24 protein-coding genes are annotated in these 21718 nt (G+C 27.7%); 6 read left to right on the top strand and 18 right to left on the bottom strand.

What is annotated here, in order from left to right:
* Window positions 1-5: 5 nt before the first annotated feature.
* Entirely contained in the window at window positions 6-272 is a 267-nt protein-coding gene (locus JOC62_RS02995) for a hypothetical protein (RefSeq protein WP_204593685.1), read from the bottom strand.
* Between the two features lie 22 nt (window positions 273-294).
* Window positions 295-1599, bottom strand: a complete 1305-nt coding sequence (locus tag JOC62_RS02990; protein WP_204593684.1) for an aminotransferase class V-fold PLP-dependent enzyme — start codon at window positions 1597-1599, stop codon at window positions 295-297.
* Between the two features lie 166 nt (window positions 1600-1765).
* Between JOC62_RS02990 and JOC62_RS02985 the strand changes: the two genes are divergently transcribed.
* Together JOC62_RS02985 and JOC62_RS02980 are read left to right on the top strand one after the other, a co-directional pair.
* On the top strand, window positions 1766-2293 hold the full coding sequence (locus tag JOC62_RS02985; protein ID WP_204593683.1) for a hypothetical protein: 528 nt from the start codon (window positions 1766-1768) through the stop codon (window positions 2291-2293).
* Between the two features lie 10 nt (window positions 2294-2303).
* Window positions 2304-2927, top strand: a complete 624-nt coding sequence (locus JOC62_RS02980; RefSeq protein WP_204593682.1) for a DUF4397 domain-containing protein — start codon at window positions 2304-2306, stop codon at window positions 2925-2927.
* 45 nt (window positions 2928-2972) lie between these two features.
* On the opposite strand, the gene JOC62_RS02975 is transcribed toward JOC62_RS02980, so the two are convergent.
* Window positions 2973-3584 carry a TetR/AcrR family transcriptional regulator gene (locus tag JOC62_RS02975; RefSeq protein WP_204593681.1) on the bottom strand — a complete coding sequence of 204 codons (612 nt, stop codon included), beginning with the start codon at window positions 3582-3584 and terminating at the stop codon, window positions 2973-2975.
* A 162-nt stretch (window positions 3585-3746) separates the two neighbouring features.
* Between JOC62_RS02975 and abc-f the strand changes: the two genes are divergently transcribed.
* The gene (abc-f, locus tag JOC62_RS02970) at window positions 3747-5678 is read left to right on the top strand and encodes a ribosomal protection-like ABC-F family protein (RefSeq protein WP_204593680.1); all 1932 of its coding nucleotides are present in this window, start codon (window positions 3747-3749) and stop codon (window positions 5676-5678) included.
* Between the two features lie 55 nt (window positions 5679-5733).
* Here the strand turns inward: abc-f and JOC62_RS02965 are convergent, their stop codons facing one another.
* Both JOC62_RS02965 and JOC62_RS02960 read right to left on the bottom strand, forming a co-directional pair.
* Window positions 5734-6114, bottom strand: coding sequence for a SpaA isopeptide-forming pilin-related protein (locus JOC62_RS02965; RefSeq protein WP_243424997.1), 381 nt, complete (start codon window positions 6112-6114; stop codon window positions 5734-5736).
* Window positions 6115-6292: 178 nt separating this feature from the next.
* Window positions 6293-7576, bottom strand: coding sequence for a uracil-xanthine permease family protein (locus JOC62_RS02960; RefSeq protein WP_204593679.1), 1284 nt, complete (start codon window positions 7574-7576; stop codon window positions 6293-6295).
* 329 nt (window positions 7577-7905) lie between these two features.
* On the opposite strand from JOC62_RS02960, the gene JOC62_RS02955 reads away from it, so the two are divergent.
* On the top strand, window positions 7906-8637 hold the full coding sequence (locus JOC62_RS02955) for a polysaccharide deacetylase family protein (RefSeq protein WP_204593678.1): 732 nt from the start codon (window positions 7906-7908) through the stop codon (window positions 8635-8637).
* Between the two features lie 13 nt (window positions 8638-8650).
* Here JOC62_RS02955 and JOC62_RS02950 read toward each other — a convergent pair whose 3' ends face one another.
* The 6 genes from JOC62_RS02950 to JOC62_RS02930 form a co-directional block, all read right to left on the bottom strand.
* On the bottom strand, window positions 8651-10417 hold the full coding sequence (locus tag JOC62_RS02950; RefSeq protein ID WP_204593677.1) for a putative bifunctional diguanylate cyclase/phosphodiesterase: 1767 nt from the start codon (window positions 10415-10417) through the stop codon (window positions 8651-8653).
* 21 nt (window positions 10418-10438) lie between these two features.
* Window positions 10439-10561, bottom strand: a complete 123-nt coding sequence (locus tag JOC62_RS19270; protein ID WP_279381495.1) for a hypothetical protein — start codon at window positions 10559-10561, stop codon at window positions 10439-10441.
* A 143-nt stretch (window positions 10562-10704) separates the two neighbouring features.
* A complete protein-coding gene (locus JOC62_RS02945; RefSeq protein ID WP_341534790.1) occupies window positions 10705-10893 on the bottom strand; it encodes a DUF4250 domain-containing protein in 189 nt (62 codons plus the stop codon).
* 23 nt (window positions 10894-10916) lie between these two features.
* Window positions 10917-11672, bottom strand: a complete 756-nt coding sequence (locus JOC62_RS02940; protein ID WP_204593676.1) for a carbohydrate deacetylase — start codon at window positions 11670-11672, stop codon at window positions 10917-10919.
* Between the two features lie 166 nt (window positions 11673-11838).
* Window positions 11839-13176 (bottom strand): MATE family efflux transporter, encoded by a 1338-nt coding sequence (locus tag JOC62_RS02935; RefSeq protein ID WP_204593675.1) that lies wholly within the window; start codon window positions 13174-13176, stop codon window positions 11839-11841.
* Window positions 13177-13234: 58 nt separating this feature from the next.
* Entirely contained in the window at window positions 13235-13813 is a 579-nt protein-coding gene (locus JOC62_RS02930; RefSeq protein ID WP_204593674.1) for a metallophosphoesterase family protein, read from the bottom strand.
* 205 nt (window positions 13814-14018) lie between these two features.
* Between JOC62_RS02930 and JOC62_RS02925 the strand changes: the two genes are divergently transcribed.
* On the top strand, window positions 14019-14885 hold the full coding sequence (locus tag JOC62_RS02925) for a Cof-type HAD-IIB family hydrolase (RefSeq protein ID WP_204593673.1): 867 nt from the start codon (window positions 14019-14021) through the stop codon (window positions 14883-14885).
* A 34-nt stretch (window positions 14886-14919) separates the two neighbouring features.
* Here the strand turns inward: JOC62_RS02925 and JOC62_RS02920 are convergent, their stop codons facing one another.
* The 4 genes from JOC62_RS02920 to JOC62_RS02905 form a co-directional block, all read right to left on the bottom strand.
* Entirely contained in the window at window positions 14920-15786 is an 867-nt protein-coding gene (locus JOC62_RS02920) for a tRNA 2-thiocytidine biosynthesis TtcA family protein (RefSeq protein WP_204593672.1), read from the bottom strand.
* An 82-nt stretch (window positions 15787-15868) separates the two neighbouring features.
* Window positions 15869-16435, bottom strand: a complete 567-nt coding sequence (locus tag JOC62_RS02915) for a DUF3867 domain-containing protein (protein ID WP_204593671.1) — start codon at window positions 16433-16435, stop codon at window positions 15869-15871.
* Window positions 16436-16533: 98 nt separating this feature from the next.
* Entirely contained in the window at window positions 16534-17595 is a 1062-nt protein-coding gene (locus JOC62_RS02910) for an ABC transporter substrate-binding protein (RefSeq protein WP_204593670.1), read from the bottom strand.
* A 121-nt stretch (window positions 17596-17716) separates the two neighbouring features.
* Window positions 17717-18226 (bottom strand): hypothetical protein, encoded by a 510-nt coding sequence (locus JOC62_RS02905; protein WP_204593669.1) that lies wholly within the window; start codon window positions 18224-18226, stop codon window positions 17717-17719.
* A gap of 171 nt (window positions 18227-18397) precedes the next feature.
* Between JOC62_RS02905 and JOC62_RS02900 the strand changes: the two genes are divergently transcribed.
* On the top strand, window positions 18398-18556 hold the full coding sequence (locus tag JOC62_RS02900; RefSeq protein ID WP_204593836.1) for a hypothetical protein: 159 nt from the start codon (window positions 18398-18400) through the stop codon (window positions 18554-18556).
* Window positions 18557-18702: 146 nt separating this feature from the next.
* Here JOC62_RS02900 and JOC62_RS02895 read toward each other — a convergent pair whose 3' ends face one another.
* Genes JOC62_RS02895 through hemB form a run of 3 tightly spaced genes read right to left on the bottom strand, consistent with a single transcriptional unit; the run spans window position 18703 to window position 21718 of the window.
* The gene (locus JOC62_RS02895; protein WP_204593668.1) at window positions 18703-19455 is read right to left on the bottom strand and encodes a sirohydrochlorin cobaltochelatase; all 753 of its coding nucleotides are present in this window, start codon (window positions 19453-19455) and stop codon (window positions 18703-18705) included.
* 1 nt (window position 19456) lies between these two features.
* The gene (hemL, locus tag JOC62_RS02890; protein ID WP_204593667.1) at window positions 19457-20743 is read right to left on the bottom strand and encodes a glutamate-1-semialdehyde 2,1-aminomutase; all 1287 of its coding nucleotides are present in this window, start codon (window positions 20741-20743) and stop codon (window positions 19457-19459) included.
* 12 nt (window positions 20744-20755) lie between these two features.
* Entirely contained in the window at window positions 20756-21718 is a 963-nt protein-coding gene (hemB, locus tag JOC62_RS02885) for a porphobilinogen synthase (RefSeq protein ID WP_204593666.1), read from the bottom strand.

Raw genomic sequence — 21718 nt, 5'->3', positions numbered from 1 at the left:
TGCTTTTATTCATATACATAAATAAGTGGCCTCAATAAATAATTACATATAAATGTCCAACCTACTACAGATATTATTTTAATGTTATATCTACATGGCAATATTATTATGATAGCAATTACTAAAATTAATAATGATGTTCCTAGTAATTTTGATATTTTATTTACCTTTAATTCCTTTGTACAATATGGACATTTTATAGTATCTTCTCCCCTTTGCTTTAACAAATAATTAAGTGATATCTCTCTATTACAATAAACACACCTCTTCATATTTGCTCCATCACCCTAATAATTACTTAGCTTTTCTATACTTCTTTGATATATACTCAATCTCATTTAATAATTCATTAATCTCTTCTATAGTATTGTAAGGTGATAAACTTACTCTTATCATACCATACATCTTTTTACTTGAATCTTTTAAATATTTTTCTGCCTCTATCTCATCTATTCCCATAAGTCTTCTACAATAAGGATGTGCACAGAACCATCCGTGTCTTACGGCTATTCCTTTCTCCATTGCCAAAATACTTGCAACATCTTTGTGATACATTCCTTCAATATTAAAAACACTAATACCTAGTCTATCATCAATATTTTCCGTATCTCCGTAAGTTATTACATGAGGTATATTTTTTATTTCATTATTTAAAATATTAAAAAGACATCTTTCTCTAGCTATTAAATAGTCAAATCCTATATCTTCAAGCTTTTTTAATGATTTTATCATAGACAATACGCCAAAAAAGTTTGGAGTTCCTGCTTCATTTCTTTCTGGAGTATCTAAAAATTTAACGTCCCAGTCTTTAACTAGTTCTACTGTTCCCCCACCTTGTTTATCAGGGGATTTTGAATTAAAATCATCCTTCCTTCCAATTATTGCTCCACTACCAAATGGAGCATATAACTTATGAGCTGAAAAAACAAGAAAATCTATGCTTTCACTACTATCCTTTCCGCTCATATCAACTTTAATATGAGGAACTAATTGAGCTCCATCTACAATTATTTTTCCTCCATGTTTATGAACTAACTTGCTTATTCTATGAATATCATTAATATATCCTGTAACATTAGATGCACCAGTTACACTTAAAAATTTCACTCTACCACTGTATTCATTTAATTTCCTATTAAGAGAATCATAATCCAATCTACCTTTATCATCAACCTCAACATAATCAACTCTTCCATTGACTCTCCAAGGTAAATCATTTGAATGATGCTCCATTCTTGTTGTTAATACTATGTCATTTTTACAAAGCAATGTTTCTGCTATTTTATTTATTCCATCCGTTGCATTATTAACAAATATAGTTGTATATTCCTCTTTATTTTTAACATTAAAAAAGTCTAATAAATACTCTCTAGCACTATTGTATAAATCAGTTGTAAAGGTAGCTTTTTGCCCTGTTCCTCTTCCAATTGATGCATAATACTTACTCAATAGCTCGATGTACTCTATTACACTTTTTAATGGAGGTGTTGTTGCAGCATTATCAAAATTAATTTGGCAAACTTCTCTACCATTACCTAACTTAATTTTGCTTTCTATCCCGAGAAGTTCCTCTCTTAGTATATTTTTTCTTATATCCATTTGTTATCCCTCCACTATATAATATATTCCTATCATTTACTATTGTTCTATTTATTACTCTATACATATTATGGTTCTATACATCGTCTATTATGAATATTTATTAAAGTAACAAGACTGTTTAGATTTCATATATTTAATATATAGTATTCTTTGGAGGTATAAAATGAAACCAGATAAAAAATATATGTCTATAACTGATGAAGAAAATGAATTTGAAGCTTTTGAGTCATCTGCACCATATAATAACCTTAATTCTGGATGGGCACCTATAATTAATGTGGATAGCTTAGATATAGAAAATTCTCACGGTTATAGATCTAATAAAATTCCATATTCATTAGGAAGCCAAATAGACTTAAGAGACCAAGCTATTAACACTGCATTAGGAGTTCCATCCGAGCTTTACTCATACAATAATACTTCTAGTACACCAATAGATACCACTACTGGTGTTCCAACACCGACTGATATTTTAAGAGAATTTGATATGGATTTAGATGAAAATGAACTTTTAGGATCATATACAAGATACGGTAAAAAATGTAATCCTGAGCAAATTTTCCAGAGAATAAGAGCAAATAATCCTTTAATTTTAAAAACTATGGAATCTTATAGAATTCCTTTCCCAATTGCTAAAACATTAATTAAACGTATTATAGCTTTAAGTAATATTTATTGTAATAGAGAGTAGGTGAATTTTAATGTTTATGTTAAGAGAGACCCTTCCTGATTTAAAAGGAAAAGTAAGATTTATACATTCATCTCCTGGCATTCCTTCAATAGATATATATGCAGATGGGACTCTACTTGCTTCTAATGTGAAATTTGGGGATTTAAGTGATTATGTAGAACTTTCTCCAAGTGGTTATAGTATAGAAGTTTATAAATCAGGAACATATGATACTCCATTACTTACTCAATCAACTGATGTTATTCCTGGAATCTCAAATACTATATGTATAGTAACAAATAATAATGTATTAACATTATTCGCCTTAAAAGATGCTGGTTCAAAAGCTGGTAAAGATATTTGCTTTTTAAGATTTATTAATCTTTCTCCAAATGCACCATTAATTACACTTGGTCTTAAAAATGGAGAGAATCTTTTTAATGATGTAGAATATTTAGAAACAACAGGCTACTATCCGCTTTCTCCTGGAATATATGATTTTAAACTTTCATTTTCAGGTGCAAGTGCAATAAGCAAAACTCTTTCTGGCATTTCGTTGACCCCTGGGGAATTTCAAACTATTTATGTAATAGGACTATTAAATGGTGAACCACAGCTTGGATTTATATTAGCAAGAGATGGTAGACAAGATTAGTATAGACTAATAAAGCCAAGTAATTAAAATTTACTTGGCTTTTAACTATTTAAGCATCATCTTTATTTTTTTAAATAATATTGGCTTTATAACTTCAATGTCATCAGGTTCATTTAAAATTATAGAACTATAACATACACTACCAACTAACTCTATTATCATAAAAAGAGTTATCTTACCCTCATCCTCTGATAGTCCCCTTTTAATTAATTCTTTTAAGAATATATCTATAATCTCAATAACCTTCTTATCCTCATCCATTATCTTAGCATTCCTATGTATAACATGAGAAAAATTCTTATTTATAACTTTTAATAGTAGTTTATTTTCTTTAAAATAATCTATTATGTATTCTGTAAAATACAATACCATATCTTCAAATTCTACAAATTGTCTATCCTTAGTAGCCTCAAATGCCTCTTCTATAAGTGTAGACCCCTTTAATAATATAAGCTTATTAACTACATCATATTTATCTTTAAAATATAAATAAAATGTTCCTTTTGCAACTCCTGCGCTCTTTACTATCTCATCGATAGAAGTACTATTTATTCCTTTTTCCTTAAAAAGTTCATATGCAGAATTATACAAATTTAATTCCTTTTTCTTTTTCTTTAAAGATATATTCCCCTTTATTGCATTATTATTATCATTCATTTTACCCTCCAACTTAAAATGCCTATGTATTTTATAATCTAATCTTATCATTTATTTATAAATAATAAAACCTTTTCTAATTCATGAAATTGATATAAACCCTTATAAATAGTATAATTAAGAAATATGATAAGTATTAAAATTTATAAGTGAGGATATATTATGATTGTTTTAAGTTGTAGAAATATAAAAAAAAGTTATGGTATACAAGAGGTATTAAAAGATGTAACAATATCTATTAATGAAGGAGACAAGGTAGGTTTAATTGGACCCAATGGAGAAGGTAAATCAACCCTATTTAAAATATTATCAAAAAATCTAACTCCAGATTCCGGAGATATTTTTGTAGATAAAAATAAAACAATAGGATATCTTTCACAACATCTTAACCTTGATTCAGAAAATACAATTTACGATGAGGCATGTAGTGTATTTAAAAATTTAATAGATTTAGAAAATAAAATTAAATCTTTAGAAACTAAAATGAATGAACCCTATGATGAAGATAATGCATCATACCATGAAAAGTTAATTAAAGATTATACTACTGCACAAGAACTTTATTCCCATAGGGGTGGTTATACATATAAAGGTGATATAGCAAAGGTCTTAAAAGGTCTTGGTTTTTTAGAAGAAGACTTTAATAATTTAATTGAAAATTTAAGTGGAGGTCAAAAAACTCGTGTAGCATTATGTAAGCTTTTACTTCAGTCTCCAGATATATTACTTCTAGATGAACCTACTAATCATCTTGATTTAGAAGCAATCGAATGGCTTGAAGAATTCTTAAGTACATATAAAGGAACACTTTTAGTAATATCCCATGATAGATTCTTCTTAGATGCTGTTACAAATAAAACATTTCAAGTTATAAATGGTCATGTTAATTGTTATAATGCTCCTTATACTAAGTATTTAGAACTTAGAGAAAAGGACTATGAAACTCAGCTTAAAGCTTATAACCTTCAACAAGCTGAAATAAAGAGACAAGAAGAAATAATACAAAAATTCAGATCATTTAATAGAGAAAAAAGTATTAGAAAAGCTGAAAGTAGAGAAAAAGCTTTAGAGAAGCTTGAAAGATTAGATGCACCAGATAAAGAAAAAGGAGCTTCTAAAATTGCTTTTGAGACCATTGTTAAAAGCGGACATGATGTTCTTCATATTGAGAATCTTGCAAAATCCTTTGGAGATACGAAGTTATTTAGCAATGTATCTTTTGACTTAAAGAGAGGCGAAAAGGTTGCTTTAATAGGTGAAAATGGTAGGGGTAAAACAACTTTACTTAATATTATAATGGGTAAGGTAAAAAGTGATTCTGGTAAAGCACTTTTAGGTGCTAATGTTAATATTGGATATTACGATCAAGAGCAATCTGATTTAGATTATAATAAAACTATTTTAGATGAAGTTTGGGATGCCTTCCCTGATTTAACAACAACTAAAATCCGTACTGCCCTTGGCTCATTCTTATTTACTGGAGATGATGTTTTCAAAAAGATAGAAACATTAAGTGGTGGCGAAAAATGTAGAATAAATATTTTAAAGCTTATGCTATCACAATCTAATTTTCTTCTTTTAGATGAGCCTACCAATCACTTAGATATACCATCTAGAGAGGCTCTAGAAGATGCTATATTAAATTATGATGGTAGTATGCTTATAGTATCTCATGATAGATACTTCTTGAATAAGGTAATAAATAAAATAGTTGAATTAAAAGAAAATGAGATGACTGAATATCTTGGTAATTATAATTATTATATAGAAAAGAAAGAAAATCCAACTCGTTTTGAATCTTATGAAGAAATAGCTAACGGTAAAACAAAAACTCAAGTTAAAGATGAGAAAAAAAAGGTTAAACTTGCTCAAAAAGAAATAAGAGTTAAAAGAACTCGACTTAGAGAAGTCGAAAATGAAATATCAGAGTCTGAAGAATTACTAGAAAAGTTAAATAATGATTTATGTTTAGAAGAAATTTATTCAGATCCTAAAGAGGCTGAAAGAGTAAATCATGAAATTTCAGAAACAGAATTAAAAATCGAATCTTTATATGAAGAATGGGAAAACTTAAGCGAAGAATTAAATAATTAATTATAAGGAGGATGACTTTATATACCATCCTCCTTATTTTATAAAATACTAAGCCTTAATTTATATATGTTTTCTTCTTTTTATTTATTATATATACAGTTTCTTCTTTTGAATAATTTGAAATATTTATTTCATTCCATCTTATATACGATGGTTTTTCATATAATTTTTTATCTATAATTTCTATTATTCTATAATTTCCATCCTCTATGTTTGAAAATTCCACCCTTCCATTTTCATCACTATATTTACTTACTACAAGATAAGGTGATACCCCATTTATTCTATATAAATTTATCTTTATCCCTTCTAACTTTTCCCCATTTATGCTATCCATTAATGTGTGTACAATTATATTTCCCTTAATATTTCTACTTTCATCACATTTATGTGATTCAATTCTATTATCATTTTTTTTATATGCTTCTCTTCTCAAATAAAAACCCCCTAAATTAATCTATAATATACACACTATGATTAATGTTAGGATGTTGTGATTAGAAAAATAATTGATTATATTTATTTTTTAATAAAATTTATAAAAGCAAAGGTCAGGATGTGATATTCATCACTTCTGACCTTTGCCTTTATGCTGTTACATATTTATATATAAGTTATTTACTATTTTCAGTTTCCTTTTTCCCTACACCATTTAATACTAAATTTAATATTACTCCAACTATTGCTGCAAAACTTAATCCAGATATTGTAACAGTTTCTGTTATTTTAAGTCCTATAATAAATCCAAAATTTTCATTTAACATAGGGTTTATATACGGTGCTATTAAACCTACAAATAATATTGACCCCATTATTATAATATTTTTCCAATTGAATTTAACATTTTCATTTTTTATTGTTTTAGTACCTACTATAGCTATCATAGTAAATAACATCAAACTTATGCCTCCCATTACTGGCTCTGGAATAGTTCTTATTGCTACACCGAATTTTGATATAAGACTAAGTGCTATAGCAAATACTGCTGCTAATCTTAATAATGATGGATCATAATTCTTAGTAACTGCAAGTACACCTGTATTTTCTCCATATGTTGTATTTGCAGGTCCTCCTAATAATGAAGCAGTTAATGTAGCTAGTCCATCTCCAAGGAATGTTCTATTTAAACCAGGATCTTCTATAAAATTCTTACCAACTACCATTCCATTTGTTGTTATATCACCTATATGTTCCATAAATACTGCAAGTACAACTGGTGCTATTATAGCTATTGCACCTATATTAAATTTTGGCAATGTAAAGTTTGGAATTGAAAATAGAGTTGCTTGACTTATAGCAGTTGTATCTACGAAACCTATAAAAAGTGCAACTGTATATCCTACAGCCACTCCTATAAGTATTGCTATTTGTTTAATAAAACCTCTTCCGAAAAATCTTATCATTAATGTTGTTCCAAGGGTTATAGCTGCTAAAATTAAATTTTTACTTGCCATATTTAATGCTGTTGGTAGTAAATTTAAACCTATCACCATAATCATAGGTCCAACCACTTGTGCCGGTAGTACTCTTTTAACTTTATTTACACCTATTTTCTTTATAAGGAATGATGTTAGTACATATAAAAGACCAGCTACGAACATTCCACCTTGTGCATATCTTAAATCACCATAATCTACTTTTACCACATTTATTACTGCTATAAATGCAAAAGATGATCCTAAGAACACTGGAACTTTCCCTTTAGTACATGCATGGAATATTAAAGTTCCAACGCCTGCTGTAAATAATGCAACTGACGGATCTAAACCTGTTAAGATTGGTACTAATATTGTTGATCCAAACATTGCTATTAGATGCTGCATAGCTAGTACACATCTTATAACCTTTTCTTTTATTGTTCTTTCTGTTTTTAATTCATATGTTTCAAATAATTGCATAAAATTATCACTCCTTGTTATATATAAGGAGAAATCTATTAAACTTCTCCCTTTTTCAGCCTCTCTGGACTGATTTTAAAAGGTATAAAAAAAACTTCTTACTTTAGTAAGAAGTTATAATTACTCGCAAATGATTATACATAAGTATACCTATATATAATAATATTTCCTTCTTACTAGCCTCTCTGGACCAATTTAAAGAATATTTTATTATTTGAATTATATCATATATATACGACTTAATTCAACATTTTTTTATTATGAATATATATATTTTTTTTACTTAAAATATATATATATTCATATATTATTTAAAAGAAGGTGTAATAATGACAAAAAAAATATTAACTTTTTTAGTAATAATCTTTTCATTAGTCTTAATACCTCAACTATCTTCTTTTGCTTCTTCTAATGATTCTAAAGAAGATAACTCTAAAGAAAAAACAATATACTTAACCTTTGATGATGGACCATCTAAGAAAGTTTTACCTGATATATTAGATACCTTAAAAAAAGAAGAAGTTAAAGCAACCTTCTTTGTTATTGGAGAAGAAATAAAAGGTCAAGAAAAAGTTTTAAAAAGAGTTCATGAAGAAGGTCACTCTATAGGACTTCACACTGTCACTCATGAAAAATGTAATATTTATTCCTCAAATAATTGCTTTTTAAATGAAATGCTTAATAATCAAAAAATTATAAATGAAACAATTGGAATATCTCCTACAATTTTAAGATTTCCTTTTGGGTGTAATAATAGTTATTATAAACTTACTCATTCTATGGTGGATTTACTTCATAAAAATAACCTTAAAATTTATGATTGGAATGTAGATAGTGGTGATGGTGCTAATCACAACTTAAATCCTTCTACATATATAAAGAATTCAAAGAGTAATAAAGATATGATAATACTTTTAATGCACTGTGGTAATATTAATAAAAATTCTGCAAAAGCATTACCAGAAATTATATCTTATTATAAATCTAAGGGATATACTTTCAAAAAAATAGATGAATCAACACCAGAACATTTCCACTACATAAAAAAGAACGAGCAATAAATACTCGTTCTTTTTATTTACTAATAAACTGTTTACAAAATAATTTTTTAACATTTTCAAAATTATCTGGTTTGCTAAAATAATATCCCTGAATCTTATCGCAACAAATACTTTTTAAATAAATAACTTGTTCCACATCTTCCACCCCTTCAGCTATGACTTTTATTCCAAGCTGATGTGAAAGATGTATAATATTTTCTACAATACACCTACTCTTTACATTACTCATTAAATCTATTACAAAACTTCTATCTATTTTTAGAATGTCTATAGGTAATTTTGTTAAATAGTTTAAAGATGAATATCCTGTCCCAAAATCATCTAATGCTACACTTCCTCCAAGTTCTCTAATTTGATTTAATATTTTAACATTTTTATCAAATGATTTCATTAAAATACTTTCTGTAATTTCAACTTCTATATATTTTAATGGAATATTATACTTTTCCATAAGATCTTGAAGATCTTTAATTATCGTATTATATCTTAATTGTAGCTCTGATAAATTAACGGCAATTTTAAAATCATCATATCCTTCTGATAATAATTGTTTTACTTTTTTAAATACCTCTTCCAGCACAAACCTTCCAATTGGAAGAATTAATCTAGTCGCCTCTGCTGTTGGTATTATTTCATTTGCACTTACAAGCCCAAGTTCCCTACTATTCCATCTAAGAAGTGCTTCCATTCCATGCATTTTAGAGTCATTTAAAGATACATTAGGTTGAAAGACTACAAATAACTCATTATCTTTCAGTGCATTCTTAAGACATCTTTGAAGGGTATATACTCTATTAAGTTCTGTATATATACCATTATTAAAAAATATGTATCCATTCTTTCCATTCTTTTTAGCATAATACATAGCAGTATCAGCTGATTTTAGAAGCATATTGAAATCATTACCGTTATGAGGGAAAAGTGCAATTCCAATACTTGCAGTTATATAAAGTTGCTTTCCTTTTACATTTAAAGGGGATTCAAAAACTTTCATTATCTTCTTTGCAAATTTTTCTGCACCTTCAATATTTTTAATATTTGGTTCAAATATAATAAATTCATCACCACTATATCTGCCTATAACACTACATTCGGTTAAAATTGATGTTAATTCATCAGCTATTAAATATAATAATTTGTCTCCAACTTCATGATTAAAGATATCATTTATAAACTTAAAATTATCTAGGTCAATTAAGAAGAATGCTCCAATGTCTCTACACTTTTCACATCTTGAAAGATAACTATTTATAACATTTTTCATAAAATATTTATTTGGCACACCTGTTGTTGTATCATACTCTACTATCTTATTGTACTTTTTTTGCAAAACCTTTTCACATGTTATATCTGTTAATATTCCAATGTATGAAAATCCATCTTTAGCATTGTTGTCCTTTTTAAAAACACATTTAAACCAATATGTATTATTATCCTTATTTATACCTTTTAAGATAAATTCATTTATTGCATTGCTATTCTGCAAAGAATTAATAAGTCCTTGAAAGACGACCTTACTATTACGATCTAGTAATAGTAAGAACTCATCTTTAGTTAATTCAACGTTACATTCTTCTATATTAAATATAGCAGTAACTAGTCCACCTACCAGCTGTACCTTTTCTTCTTCTGGATTCCATCTTATAAATGTATCCCTTGTATATTTATAAGTATTTTTTGTAAAAATCAAATTATCTATATTGATTTTTCCTGCAAAGTTAGATAGTTTCAGAGCAGAAACTTTTTCATTATTTTTGATATCTCTATCATGATATTTCATTGTCATTACCCTTAAGCTAAATTATTCATTTTTATCTTTATTTAAGCTTTCCTCTTTTCTTTTTTTGTCATTAATTAATGTCACAACTAAAGCTGTAGTAGCAGCGGCTAAAGCTGCAAATTTCCCTGTTTTTTTTATATTCATAATTAACCACCTCTCTCTTTTTTATACATCTTTTCTTTATTATAACCCATTTTATAGCATCTATTCTATAGTAAAATTTAAAATTTCAAATTGAAAAAATAGTAGCATTCTTAATATTAAAATGCTACTATTATAAATCATAATTATTTAAATTGATTTAATGAATCTTTATATTCATATTTACCTTTATCTAGAGTTTCTATTAATACTTTTTTATCAATATCCATGTCTTCACATAAAATATCTAGATTAGAGTAATAATCCCTAAGTTTAAGATTAATTATACTTACAAGAATATTTACATCCATTTCTTTTATTTCTTCTGTAGTCACTTTATATCCTTCCTTCCTAGATTCTATAAATCTGAAAAACTAATTATTTTTATGTTATTTTCTAAAACATACTCTTTTATTTCCTTTGATGTTAATATTTCGAGTTCTTTCTCTCTTATCATATTGTAAGAAGAAATATCTTTAATCTCTTCTCCATCTACTGATGGATGTGCCATAAACTCCACAACATCATATTCTTTTTTTAATTTTCCTAATCTATCAATTAAATATTCAAGTGATATATTTTTCAGATAAAATGAATTATCAAAATAATCAGGACACTTTATATTATCTTCATCCAATATATACTTCATATCATTAAGAGGACATCTCATAGGTACATTTAACTCTTTTGCAAGTTTTATTACTAAATTAAATACGTATTTATTATATGAATAAAAATGATGATGTCCATCAATATGATTAAGTTTCATACCTGTATCTTGGAACTTTTTAATCTGAGCTCTTAACTCCTTTTCTACTTCTTTAATATCTATGTTAGAAGGTATTAGGTCTGGTTTCCTATAGAAATTTCCATTTTCATCACATATACTCTTTACTTCATCTTTTGGAAGTACTGGTTTTCCACAAGTAAAAGTTAAATGTATACCCATCTTATCTATCCCTTCATTTTTTGCCATATCTATTGCTTCTTCAAAAAATGGCATATTTGCCATAGCTGTTGTATCACCCATTACTCCAGTTTTAATACATTTTATGATTCCTTCTGATACCCCTTTTGTTATTCCAAAATCATCACCATTAATTATTAACCTCATTATTCCCATCCCTCTTTCTTATTTAATCTCTAGTTTATAATATTTTATAAAATTAGCTTAATTAGTTTATATTCATACTTTAATCTAAGAGTAAATTTAATTTACCTTAGGTTATTTCCTAGGACATATTAAAATTAACCTTATAAATTTCCTTTTAATTATAGCATTATTTGTGAACTATCCCAATTCTTCCTTCAATTTTTTTAACTATTATTCCAGATAAAATTATAGTTATAGATTCTACTATAGGTATAGTCATCCAAACTCCATCTACCCCAAAAATTATAGAGAATATATTAAGAACTATTATGATTAGTACAAATCCTCTAATTAATGATAACCAAGTAGATAATTTAGATTTTTCTATGGATTGTAAGAAACCTATATTAACTATATTTATTCCTATTGGAATGAAGGCTAAGAAATATATTCTAATTCCCTTTGTTGCTATTTCAAGTAACCCTTCTGTATTACTTGAAAAAATACTTATTAAAACCTTTGGCATAAATAATCCTATACTTAAAAATACTATTCCTGATATAAGTGCTATTATTATTCCCAATTTATAAGTTTTAAAGACTCTCTTCAATTTATCAGCTCCATAATTCACTCCAAGTATTGGCTGAATACCTTGTGATATACCATTGAAAATTGCAACAAATATTAATGCTACATTAGCAATAATACTATATGCTGAAACAGCTAAATCCCCACTTATCTTAGCAAGCTTTACATTAAACATAAATATAACTATTCCTGCTGATATCTCTAATATAAAACTTGGGAATCCATTTGATAAAATTCTTTTTACATACTTTGTTGATAAACTTTTCATATTAAACTTTATTCCATTTCTCCCAGTGAAAAAATGGCTAAGTAATATTGCTATACCAACAATCTGCCCTATAGTTGTTGCTATAGCAGCCCCCTTCATTCCCATGTTAAGTGGAAATATAAATATATAATCTAATACTATATTAGTTATGTTAACTCCTATAATTGCCCACATTGACTTTTTAGGATCTCCATCATTCCTAACAAACACATTCAAAATACTTGCCATTATAAAAGCTATACTTCCTCCAAGAATTACTTTTAAATAATCCATAACAAGTGGTAATAATGTATCTGAAGCTCCAAGAATAATAGAAATTTGCTTTAAAAATATACTTCCAATCACTGTTATTAAAACACCTATTATAAATGCAATAGAAATTGATACTGTAAAAATTTCATCTAATTCATCATATCTCTTTTTTCCTATACTTATAGCAAGAACAGTTGCGCCTCCAACACCACATATAAGACCAATTGAGTTAAATAAATTATATATAGGTATTCCAATATTTAATGCTGCAAGACCATCATTTCCTATTCCTTGTCCTATAAACATAGTATCTAAAAAGATACATAAAGAAAGTCCAAGCATCCCTGTAACGCTAGGAATCATATATCTAATTATTAATTTTAATATATCTTCTTTTAGTAAATCTACTTTTTTCATTCCGTGTTTTCTCCTAATTCTATTTAAAACTATTCATTAATAATTACATCCTATACTGTTAGTCTTCACTCTCATAATCAATCTTCTTAAATTCAATATTAAATTCATTTTTATTTATATTGATTATTGCAAAGCTTATTTTATTGTCATAAGATAAACCTAATGAACCTGGATTTATTAAAACTTTACCTTCATAAAAGGATAAAAGACACTGATAGTGAGTATGACCAAACAATACATACTCAAAATCGCCTTCATAGTCCATTAAAAATTTCTCTATACTTTCCCCAGTATATAAAATTGGTATATCTCTATTATTATCTTTTCTACTATGAACCATAAGAAATTTTTTATTATATAAATTAATAACTCTGCTTTTTGGAATATTTCTAAGCCATATTTTTTCATCATTACTTAGTTCATCATCTAAAAATACTAAATCTTCATCATGATTTCCGCATACATTTATAAACCTCTCATCATTCTTTATTATTCTCATAGCTTCAATTGGTCTTAATCCCCCAAGTATATCACCGAGATTTAACACTATATTTATTTTATTTTTTTCTATGTAATTAATAAAATAATCTAACGCTTTTAAATTCCCATGCAAATCAGATATAATAGCTACCCTCAAAAACCTCTCCTCCTAAAATCATATAACCTAATAAATTTATATTAACATAAATAACTTTAATCTAATACTTATAAATATAATCTGCTAATATATTAATTTAAACTTGCTTTCAAATTAATTAATGCTAATATACTTTTCAGTAATTTATTGGTAAAATATTTCTTAGAAATATAATTGATAATATATCACATTTAGGAGGATTTTTATGAGATTAATTGCAACTGATTTAGATGGAACACTTCTAAATTCAAATCATAATATTAGTCAAGAAAATATACTAGCTATTCTAGAGGCTCAAAGAAAAGGAATTGAAGTTATAATTTCAACTGGCAGAACTTTTAATAGTGCTAAAAGTATATTAAATACTGCTGGTATTGATACCCCTTTTATAATATCTAGTAACGGATCACAAATACATACATCTCAAGGTAATGAATTGCAATCTTATCCGCTAAAGAAATCTGTTCTTGAAAAGCTATTACCTTATTTAGATCTTAATAATTTTTATTATGTTATATCAACTGATAACTATATAATTGAACCTTCAAATGGAAGAGAACGATTAATTGCAGATTTTTATAAAGCTAAAGAAACAGATGATTCTCTTAAGGAAGAGGATTTATATAATCTTTTAGATTTATTTTATATATCAGACACTTCAGCAGAACTAAGACAAGCTGATTCTATATACGATATGATGAATGATCATTGCTATAATATAGCAATAGTATCATTTAGTCAAAATAAATTATTAAGAGGCCGAAAAGCTCTTAAAGATATAAAAGGTATTTCAATCGTTTCATCTCATGATAATAATTTTGAAATAGTAAGTGATCTTTCCTCAAAAGGAAATGCTGTTGAATATGTTGCTAACTCACTTGATATATCTTTAGACGATGTTATGGCGATTGGAGATAACTTTAACGATCTTTCAATGTTCAAAAAAGTAAAATATAGTGTAGCAATGGGTAATGCTAAAGATGATATTAAAAAAGAGTGTAAATTTGTTACTCTAAAAAATGATGAGCATGGAGTTGCTCATGCTATTTATGAGCATATAAAACTAGCATAATTATATAAAAAAAGTGGCTAATGCAAGCCACTTTTTATTCTTCTTCATTATAAAAATCTAAATAAGAATGTTTTACTCCATCCTTTTCCCACCCTAAGATAGAATCCATAGATACATTTTCTGCTGCTTTAAATATTGATTTATCTACTCCATCAAAGTTTTCTTTAAGATTTTTTATTAAATCTTTTATTTCAAATCTCTTATTTCCGACCTTTTTAGCTGCAACCATACACGCACAGTTAAGAGGCCATATTCCACTATAATTTATGAATCTCTTAATATAATCTTCTTCTATAAAGTACATTGGTCTTATAAGTTCAAGCCCTTCAAAATTCTTTGACTTAAGCTTTGGTAGCATTGTCTTAAAGTTTCCTGCATAAAGAATATTTAAAAGAGTTGTCTCTATAACATCATTATAGTGATGTCCAAGGGCAAGCTTATTACATCCAAGTTCTTGAGCTTTTGCATATAAAGAACCTCTTCTCATTCTTGCACAAAGATAACAAGGATACTCGCTAGCCTTTTCATCAATAACCTTAAATATTCCGGATTCATAAATATGTATTGGTATATTTAGATAATTACAATTATCTATTAAAAGTTCTCTTATTTGTTCGTGATATCCTGGATCCATAGCAATAAACTCTAAGTCAAATTTAATTTGACCATGTTTTTGAATCTCTTGAAATAATTTTGCCATAAGAAGTGAATCTTTTCCACCTGAAATAGCTACAGCAATTTTATCTCCTTCTTCAATTAGATTATATTGCTTAACTGCCTTAACAAATTTAGTCCATATCTTTTTTCTATATCTTTTAACTATACTTCTTTCAATTTCCTCTAAGGTTTTCTTTTCCTCTTCTGGAATTAATCTTTCACAACCTTGTCCTGCTATACTCATCTTATCACCTCGTTCATCAAAATATTATATCATTTTTCTTATAAAAGTAAAATGAAAAGCCAGTATTAATACTGGCTTTTATCTAATAATCGTATATACTACTATTTTGGCACATAGTAATCTTTAATGTATTACCCTCTACCATCTTCTTGTATGAGCATAAAAACTCATTTAATTCAGTATCATTTAAATCTATTGATTTTTCACTTACTATAGTTACATATTCTTTGTCTAAAATAATTCTTACATTATTATTTTCATTTTGTATTGAATATTCTTCTATTTGTTTTGCTAAAACCTTCTTATTATATTTTTCTTGGAATGACATTTTCTTTCTTAGCTTTTCATAATCAGGCTGAATATCTTCTAAATTTATATCAATCCCCATATTCTTTAAACTTTCTTCCATACCTGAAGGATCAAAACCGTATCTTTCCATAACCTTCTTTTGTATTTCAAAAAGTTTTTGTTGTGAAATATTATTTTCTTCCATGTATTTTGAAATATTTAAAGAGAAGTCACTTAAACTCAGCTCTCCTGTTTGTGTTTTATAAAACAAATCATACATATAACCTTCAAATTTATCTATATCTTTTTCATTTACTCTATTTTTTAATTCATTAAAATCAATTATTCTCTCATCGCTCATAAATTTCAGCTCCTTAATTTAGATTTATGTCCCCTTATTCATTATTATATATCAAAATAAGGCACTACAAAAGTAGTACCTTATTAAATATAAATTAATTATCTATTCTTAACTTTTGTAAATGCTTCATCATAAAGTTTCAGTTTATCACCTAAATACTCATAAGTCTCACATTTATCTACAACTTCCTTTGGCATATAAGCATTCGGATTATTTTTAACATGATCTTCCTGTGCTTCTTTAGCTTCCTTTTGAGGTGTTGTATATCCAATCTCCTCTGCTATCTTTAAAGCTGGCTCTTTGCTACATAAATAATTTATAAACATTTCTGCTTCTTTTTTATGTTTTGCACCTTTTGGAATTACTAGCGAATCAACCCAGAAATCGGCTCCTTCCTTTGGAACTACAAATTCTAAGTTTTCATGTTCATCAGCTAAATTAAGACCTTCACCTGACCATAATACACAAAGTGCCGCTTCTCCTGCAACCATTTTATCTAAAAGATCATCATCTCCATAAGCTAATAAGTTTCCATTAGTATCTAGCTTTATCAATTCATCTTTTGCTTTATTTATCTCTTCTTGATTAGTTGAATTTATTGAATATCCAAGTCTTTTTAATGATACTCCTAGTGCATCTCTCATATCATCTAACATAAATACACTCTTTTTATATTGTAGATCCCAAAGACTATTCCAACTATCAATTTTTCCCTTAACTAAATCCTTGTTATATAAAATTCCTATTGTCCCTGACATATAAGGAACTGAATATTCATTTTTAGGATCAATTGACTTATCTTTAAAAGAATCATCTATCTTATCAAAGTTTGGGATATTGTTATAATCTATCTTCTCTAGTCTATCTTCTTTTCTTAATCTATCAACCATATAATCTGAAGGAACTGCTAAATCATACTGTACAGCCCCAGAAGATAGTTTAGCATACATCTCTCCCATATTTGCATATGTATCTTGTACAACTTTGATTCCAGTTTCTTTTTCAAAATCACTTATAACTTCATCTGGTATATTTTCCGCCCAGTTAAAAAAGTTTATAGTAACCTGCTCTTGTTTATTTTTAGTACTACAACCTACAAATAACGTAGTCATAAATACTGCTGAGATTATTGAAACAATAATCTTTTTGCTTTTTCTCATTTTATTATGTCCTCCTGTTTTTATTTTATATATATTATATATTTTTTATTAACTTTTGGAAATAAAAAATATAAGAGTACTACGTTACTTTATAAACTTGAAATACTCTTATAATCTATACTTATTTTTTCTTTTTATTCGTAATCTTTGATGTTATTTTTCTTTTATTTACGGACCCATTTGTAGCCCCTTTGTAAAGCTTCCATTGTCCATAAACACCTATTAAATAAACAGGTATTGTAAGACCCACAAGTCCTGGGAATAATCCTATAACTAGTGTAGATGATCCAATAGCTATTGGTATAAAGCTAACTTCATATCTATCACATATTTTGTAATACATATAAACTGAATAAACTACATACACAGCCATACTTACTTCTCTAACTATTCCTGAAGTAAACATAGAAATAATTAAAGGTGCAAGAAATAACATGTTTCCCTTCCCAAGTTTAATTAATATATATGAATTACCTATTGGTATCCATGATAACCATGGGTTGTCTACATTTTCTTTTTTAGCTATTCTATATGTTGCTAAAGCAACAAATATATAATTTATTAAAGTAAATATAGTTATTATAACAAATAGCATAGACATTGTTTTTAACAATTCGTTTGATATTTCCATACCTTTTTCCCCTCCGTTTAATTAATTAGTAATTTCATATTACCATAATTTATTATTATTTGTCTCTATTTTGTAAACTTTTTTTCTATTGTGTGAACTTTTTAATCGTTTTATGGATAATTATATAAGTTATACACAAAATAACACTTAATTAGATTAGGAGGTAATTTTATGAGAAATAAAAAGAAAAATTTCAATTCCACAAATAGTAGTTGTAAAAAATCTAAAGAACCAAATGACGGTAACTTTATAGAAAAAGATCCTAGAGATAGCTTCTCTGCTGAAGGCACTGTAAGATATGGTGAAGAAACTGATGTAGATGACATCTAAATAAAAATAAGTGGTGATTTAATTAATTAAATCACCACTTATTTTTATTTGCTAGGTAATGCGATATTAATTCCTATAAGGGCATATACAGTACCTTTATATACTTTTTTTATATTTTATCTACTATTATTCCAGAAGAAGCTCTCCTACTCTTCAATTATTTTATCTAAACTTTCTAGTACTACTTGTCTAAAAAATTCATTCTCTCCTAAGGACTTATCTACAACTTCTACCGTAATATCCTCATTCTTTAATTTTCCTAAAAAGCTTTCTTTACTTTCAGCTATGATATCCTTTTTAAAATGATATCCTTTAGTGATAAGTATAGGTACTATTGTTACCTTAGGAATATTATCATTTTTTATATTAGATATTACATTTTTATAATCATCTTGCTTATTTATTAAAGCAACATAACTCTGTCCTTTACTTTTTTCTTTTATTGCACCTTTAATATATTCTTCTTCTAAAGATTCTTCTGAATCTAATACGCCATGACAAATAAAAAGGATGTTATCATATTTATTAAAATATTCATCAATTAAATTTTTATTCTCTTCTAGAATAGGTTTTGTTATTTTTATAATCTCAAAAGAATTTATATATTTATTTGTTATCTCTTCAACCTTTGAATATTCCTTACCTTTTGAAAAATACAGAGTTTCAACATATACCTCATCATAATTTTTCATTTTAAGTTCTTCCAAAGTATCCTCATAGCTCTTGACATCTACACTTAATTTGCTAAGCATTTTTTTACTAGTTAGTGCAAAAAAACAATTAAAGCTTTCTCCATATTTTTCTTCTACATCTTTTTTAAAAGGAAGCAGGTATTTATTAAATCCTGCATCCTTAGCTGTTCCAAAAGCTACTATTACTATAGCTTTCTTCTTATCCATATTATTTTGCTTCCTTCTTTGCAAATCCTTCAAATGCCTTTAAGAACTTATCAATATGCTCTTCTGTATGCTTAACTGATAAAAATACTGCTTCAAATTGTGATGGTGGTATATTAAAGCCTTCATTTAACATATGAAGGAAGTATCTCTTAAATCTTTCTCCATCACATTTTTTAACATCTTCATAACTTTCTACTTTAGAATCGTCAGTAAAGAATATTGTCATCATTCCCCCTAGTCTATTTACAACTGAACCTATTCCATTTTCTTCTGATATTCTAGCAATACCTTCTTCTAACTTCTTTCCAAGAGCTTCTATCTTATCATATCCATCTAAATTATTTTTAAGTTTTGTTAATGTTGCAAGTCCAGCTGCCATTACAATAGGATTTCCTGACATTGTTCCTGCTTGATATACTCCTCCAAGCGGTGATAAATGCTCCATTATTTCTCTTTTTCCACCATATGCACCACATGGAAGTCCGCCTCCCATTATTTTTGCATATGTTACTAAATCAGGCTTTTCTTCAAATAGACTTTGAGCACCTTTAAATGCAACTCTAAATCCACTCATAACCTCATCAAAAATTAGAAGTGCGCCATGCTCATCACATAATCTTCTTAAAGTTTTGATAAAGCTATCCTTTGCTTTTATAACACCCATATTACCTGCAACTGGTTCTATAATTACGCATGCTATATCATCTCCATATTTAGAGAATAGATCTTCCATACTTTTTTCATCATTATATATACCTATTAAAGTATTTTTAATACTATCTTCTGGTACTCCTTGTGATCCAGCTATTCCTTCAGTTAATACTCCTGAACCTGCTTCAACTAAGAATCCATCAAAATGTCCATGGTAGCAACCAGCAAATTTAACTATTTTATTCTTTTTAGTATATCCTCTAGCAAGTTTTATAGCACTCATTGTAGCTTCTGTACCTGAGTTTACCATTCTTATCATGTCTATTGTATCTAAATTTTCGCACATAAACTTACTTACTTCAAGCTCAAGTTTTGTTGGAGCACCAAATGCTAATGCAATTTTTGATTCTTCATTTATAGCATTAACAACATCACTATCACAGTGACCTAATATTAATGGTCCCCATGCTAGAACGAAATCTATATATTCATTTCCATCTTCATCTTTTATAATTACGCCATTTCCACTTTTAATTACTGGAGGATTAATTCCCATATCTTTAAAACATCTAACTGGACTATTAACTCCACCTGGCATATATTTTTTTGATTCTTCAAATATTTTTTCATTCATCATCTGCTATCTCTCCTATCTTCTTAAAAGTTTTGAGGCTTCTAATGCATGGTAAGTGATTATTATATCTGCACCAGCTCTTTTCATTGATAATAAAGTTTCAAGTATAACTTTTTCTTCATCAATTAATCCCATTTTAGCTGCTGCTTTAACCATTGCATATTCTCCACTTACATTATAAGCACATACAGGAGTCTCTACAGTATCTCTTACTTCTCTTATTATATCTAAGTATGAAAGCGCAGGCTTAACCATTACTATATCTGCACCTTCTTCAATATCATATAATACTTCTCTTATAGCTTCTCTTCTATTCGCAGGATCCATTTGATAAGTTTTTCTATCTCCAAAGGCAGGTGCTGAATTCGCTGCTGCTCTAAATGGTCCATAATATGCAGAACAGTATTTAGCTGAATAACTCATTATTGAAACATTTTTAAATCCAGCCTTATCTAATGCTTCTCTTATTCTATATACTCTTCCATCCATCATATCTGATGGTGCTATCATTTGTGATCCAGCCTTTGCATGTGAAACTGCAATCTTACATAAATAATCTAATGTTTCATCATTATCCACATCTCCATCATGTATTATTCCACAATGTCCATGATCTGTGTATTCACACATACATACATCAGTACTAACTAAAAGATCATTAGTTAATTCTCTTATTTTTCTTGTAGCTCTTTGAACAATTCCATTATCAGCATATGCTTCACTTCCACAACAATCTTTATGATTTGGAAGTCCAAATATCATAATTCCTTTAATTCCAAGATTAACTGCTTCCTCTACTACTTCATTTAGCATATCAACTGAGTAGTGATATACTCCTGGTAATGATTCAATCTCTCTTTTAATACCTTCACCTTCAACAGCAAATATTGGTAATATGAAATCTTGTGGAGTTAATATAGTTTCTCTAACTAACCCTCTAATATTTTCATCTGCTCTTAATCTTCTTCCTCTTCTCAT

Source organism: Clostridium sardiniense (assembly GCF_016907995.1).
GTDB classification, from domain to species: domain Bacteria; phylum Bacillota; class Clostridia; order Clostridiales; family Clostridiaceae; genus Clostridium; species Clostridium sardiniense.
This window is presented reverse-complemented; position numbering and strand designations above follow the sequence as displayed.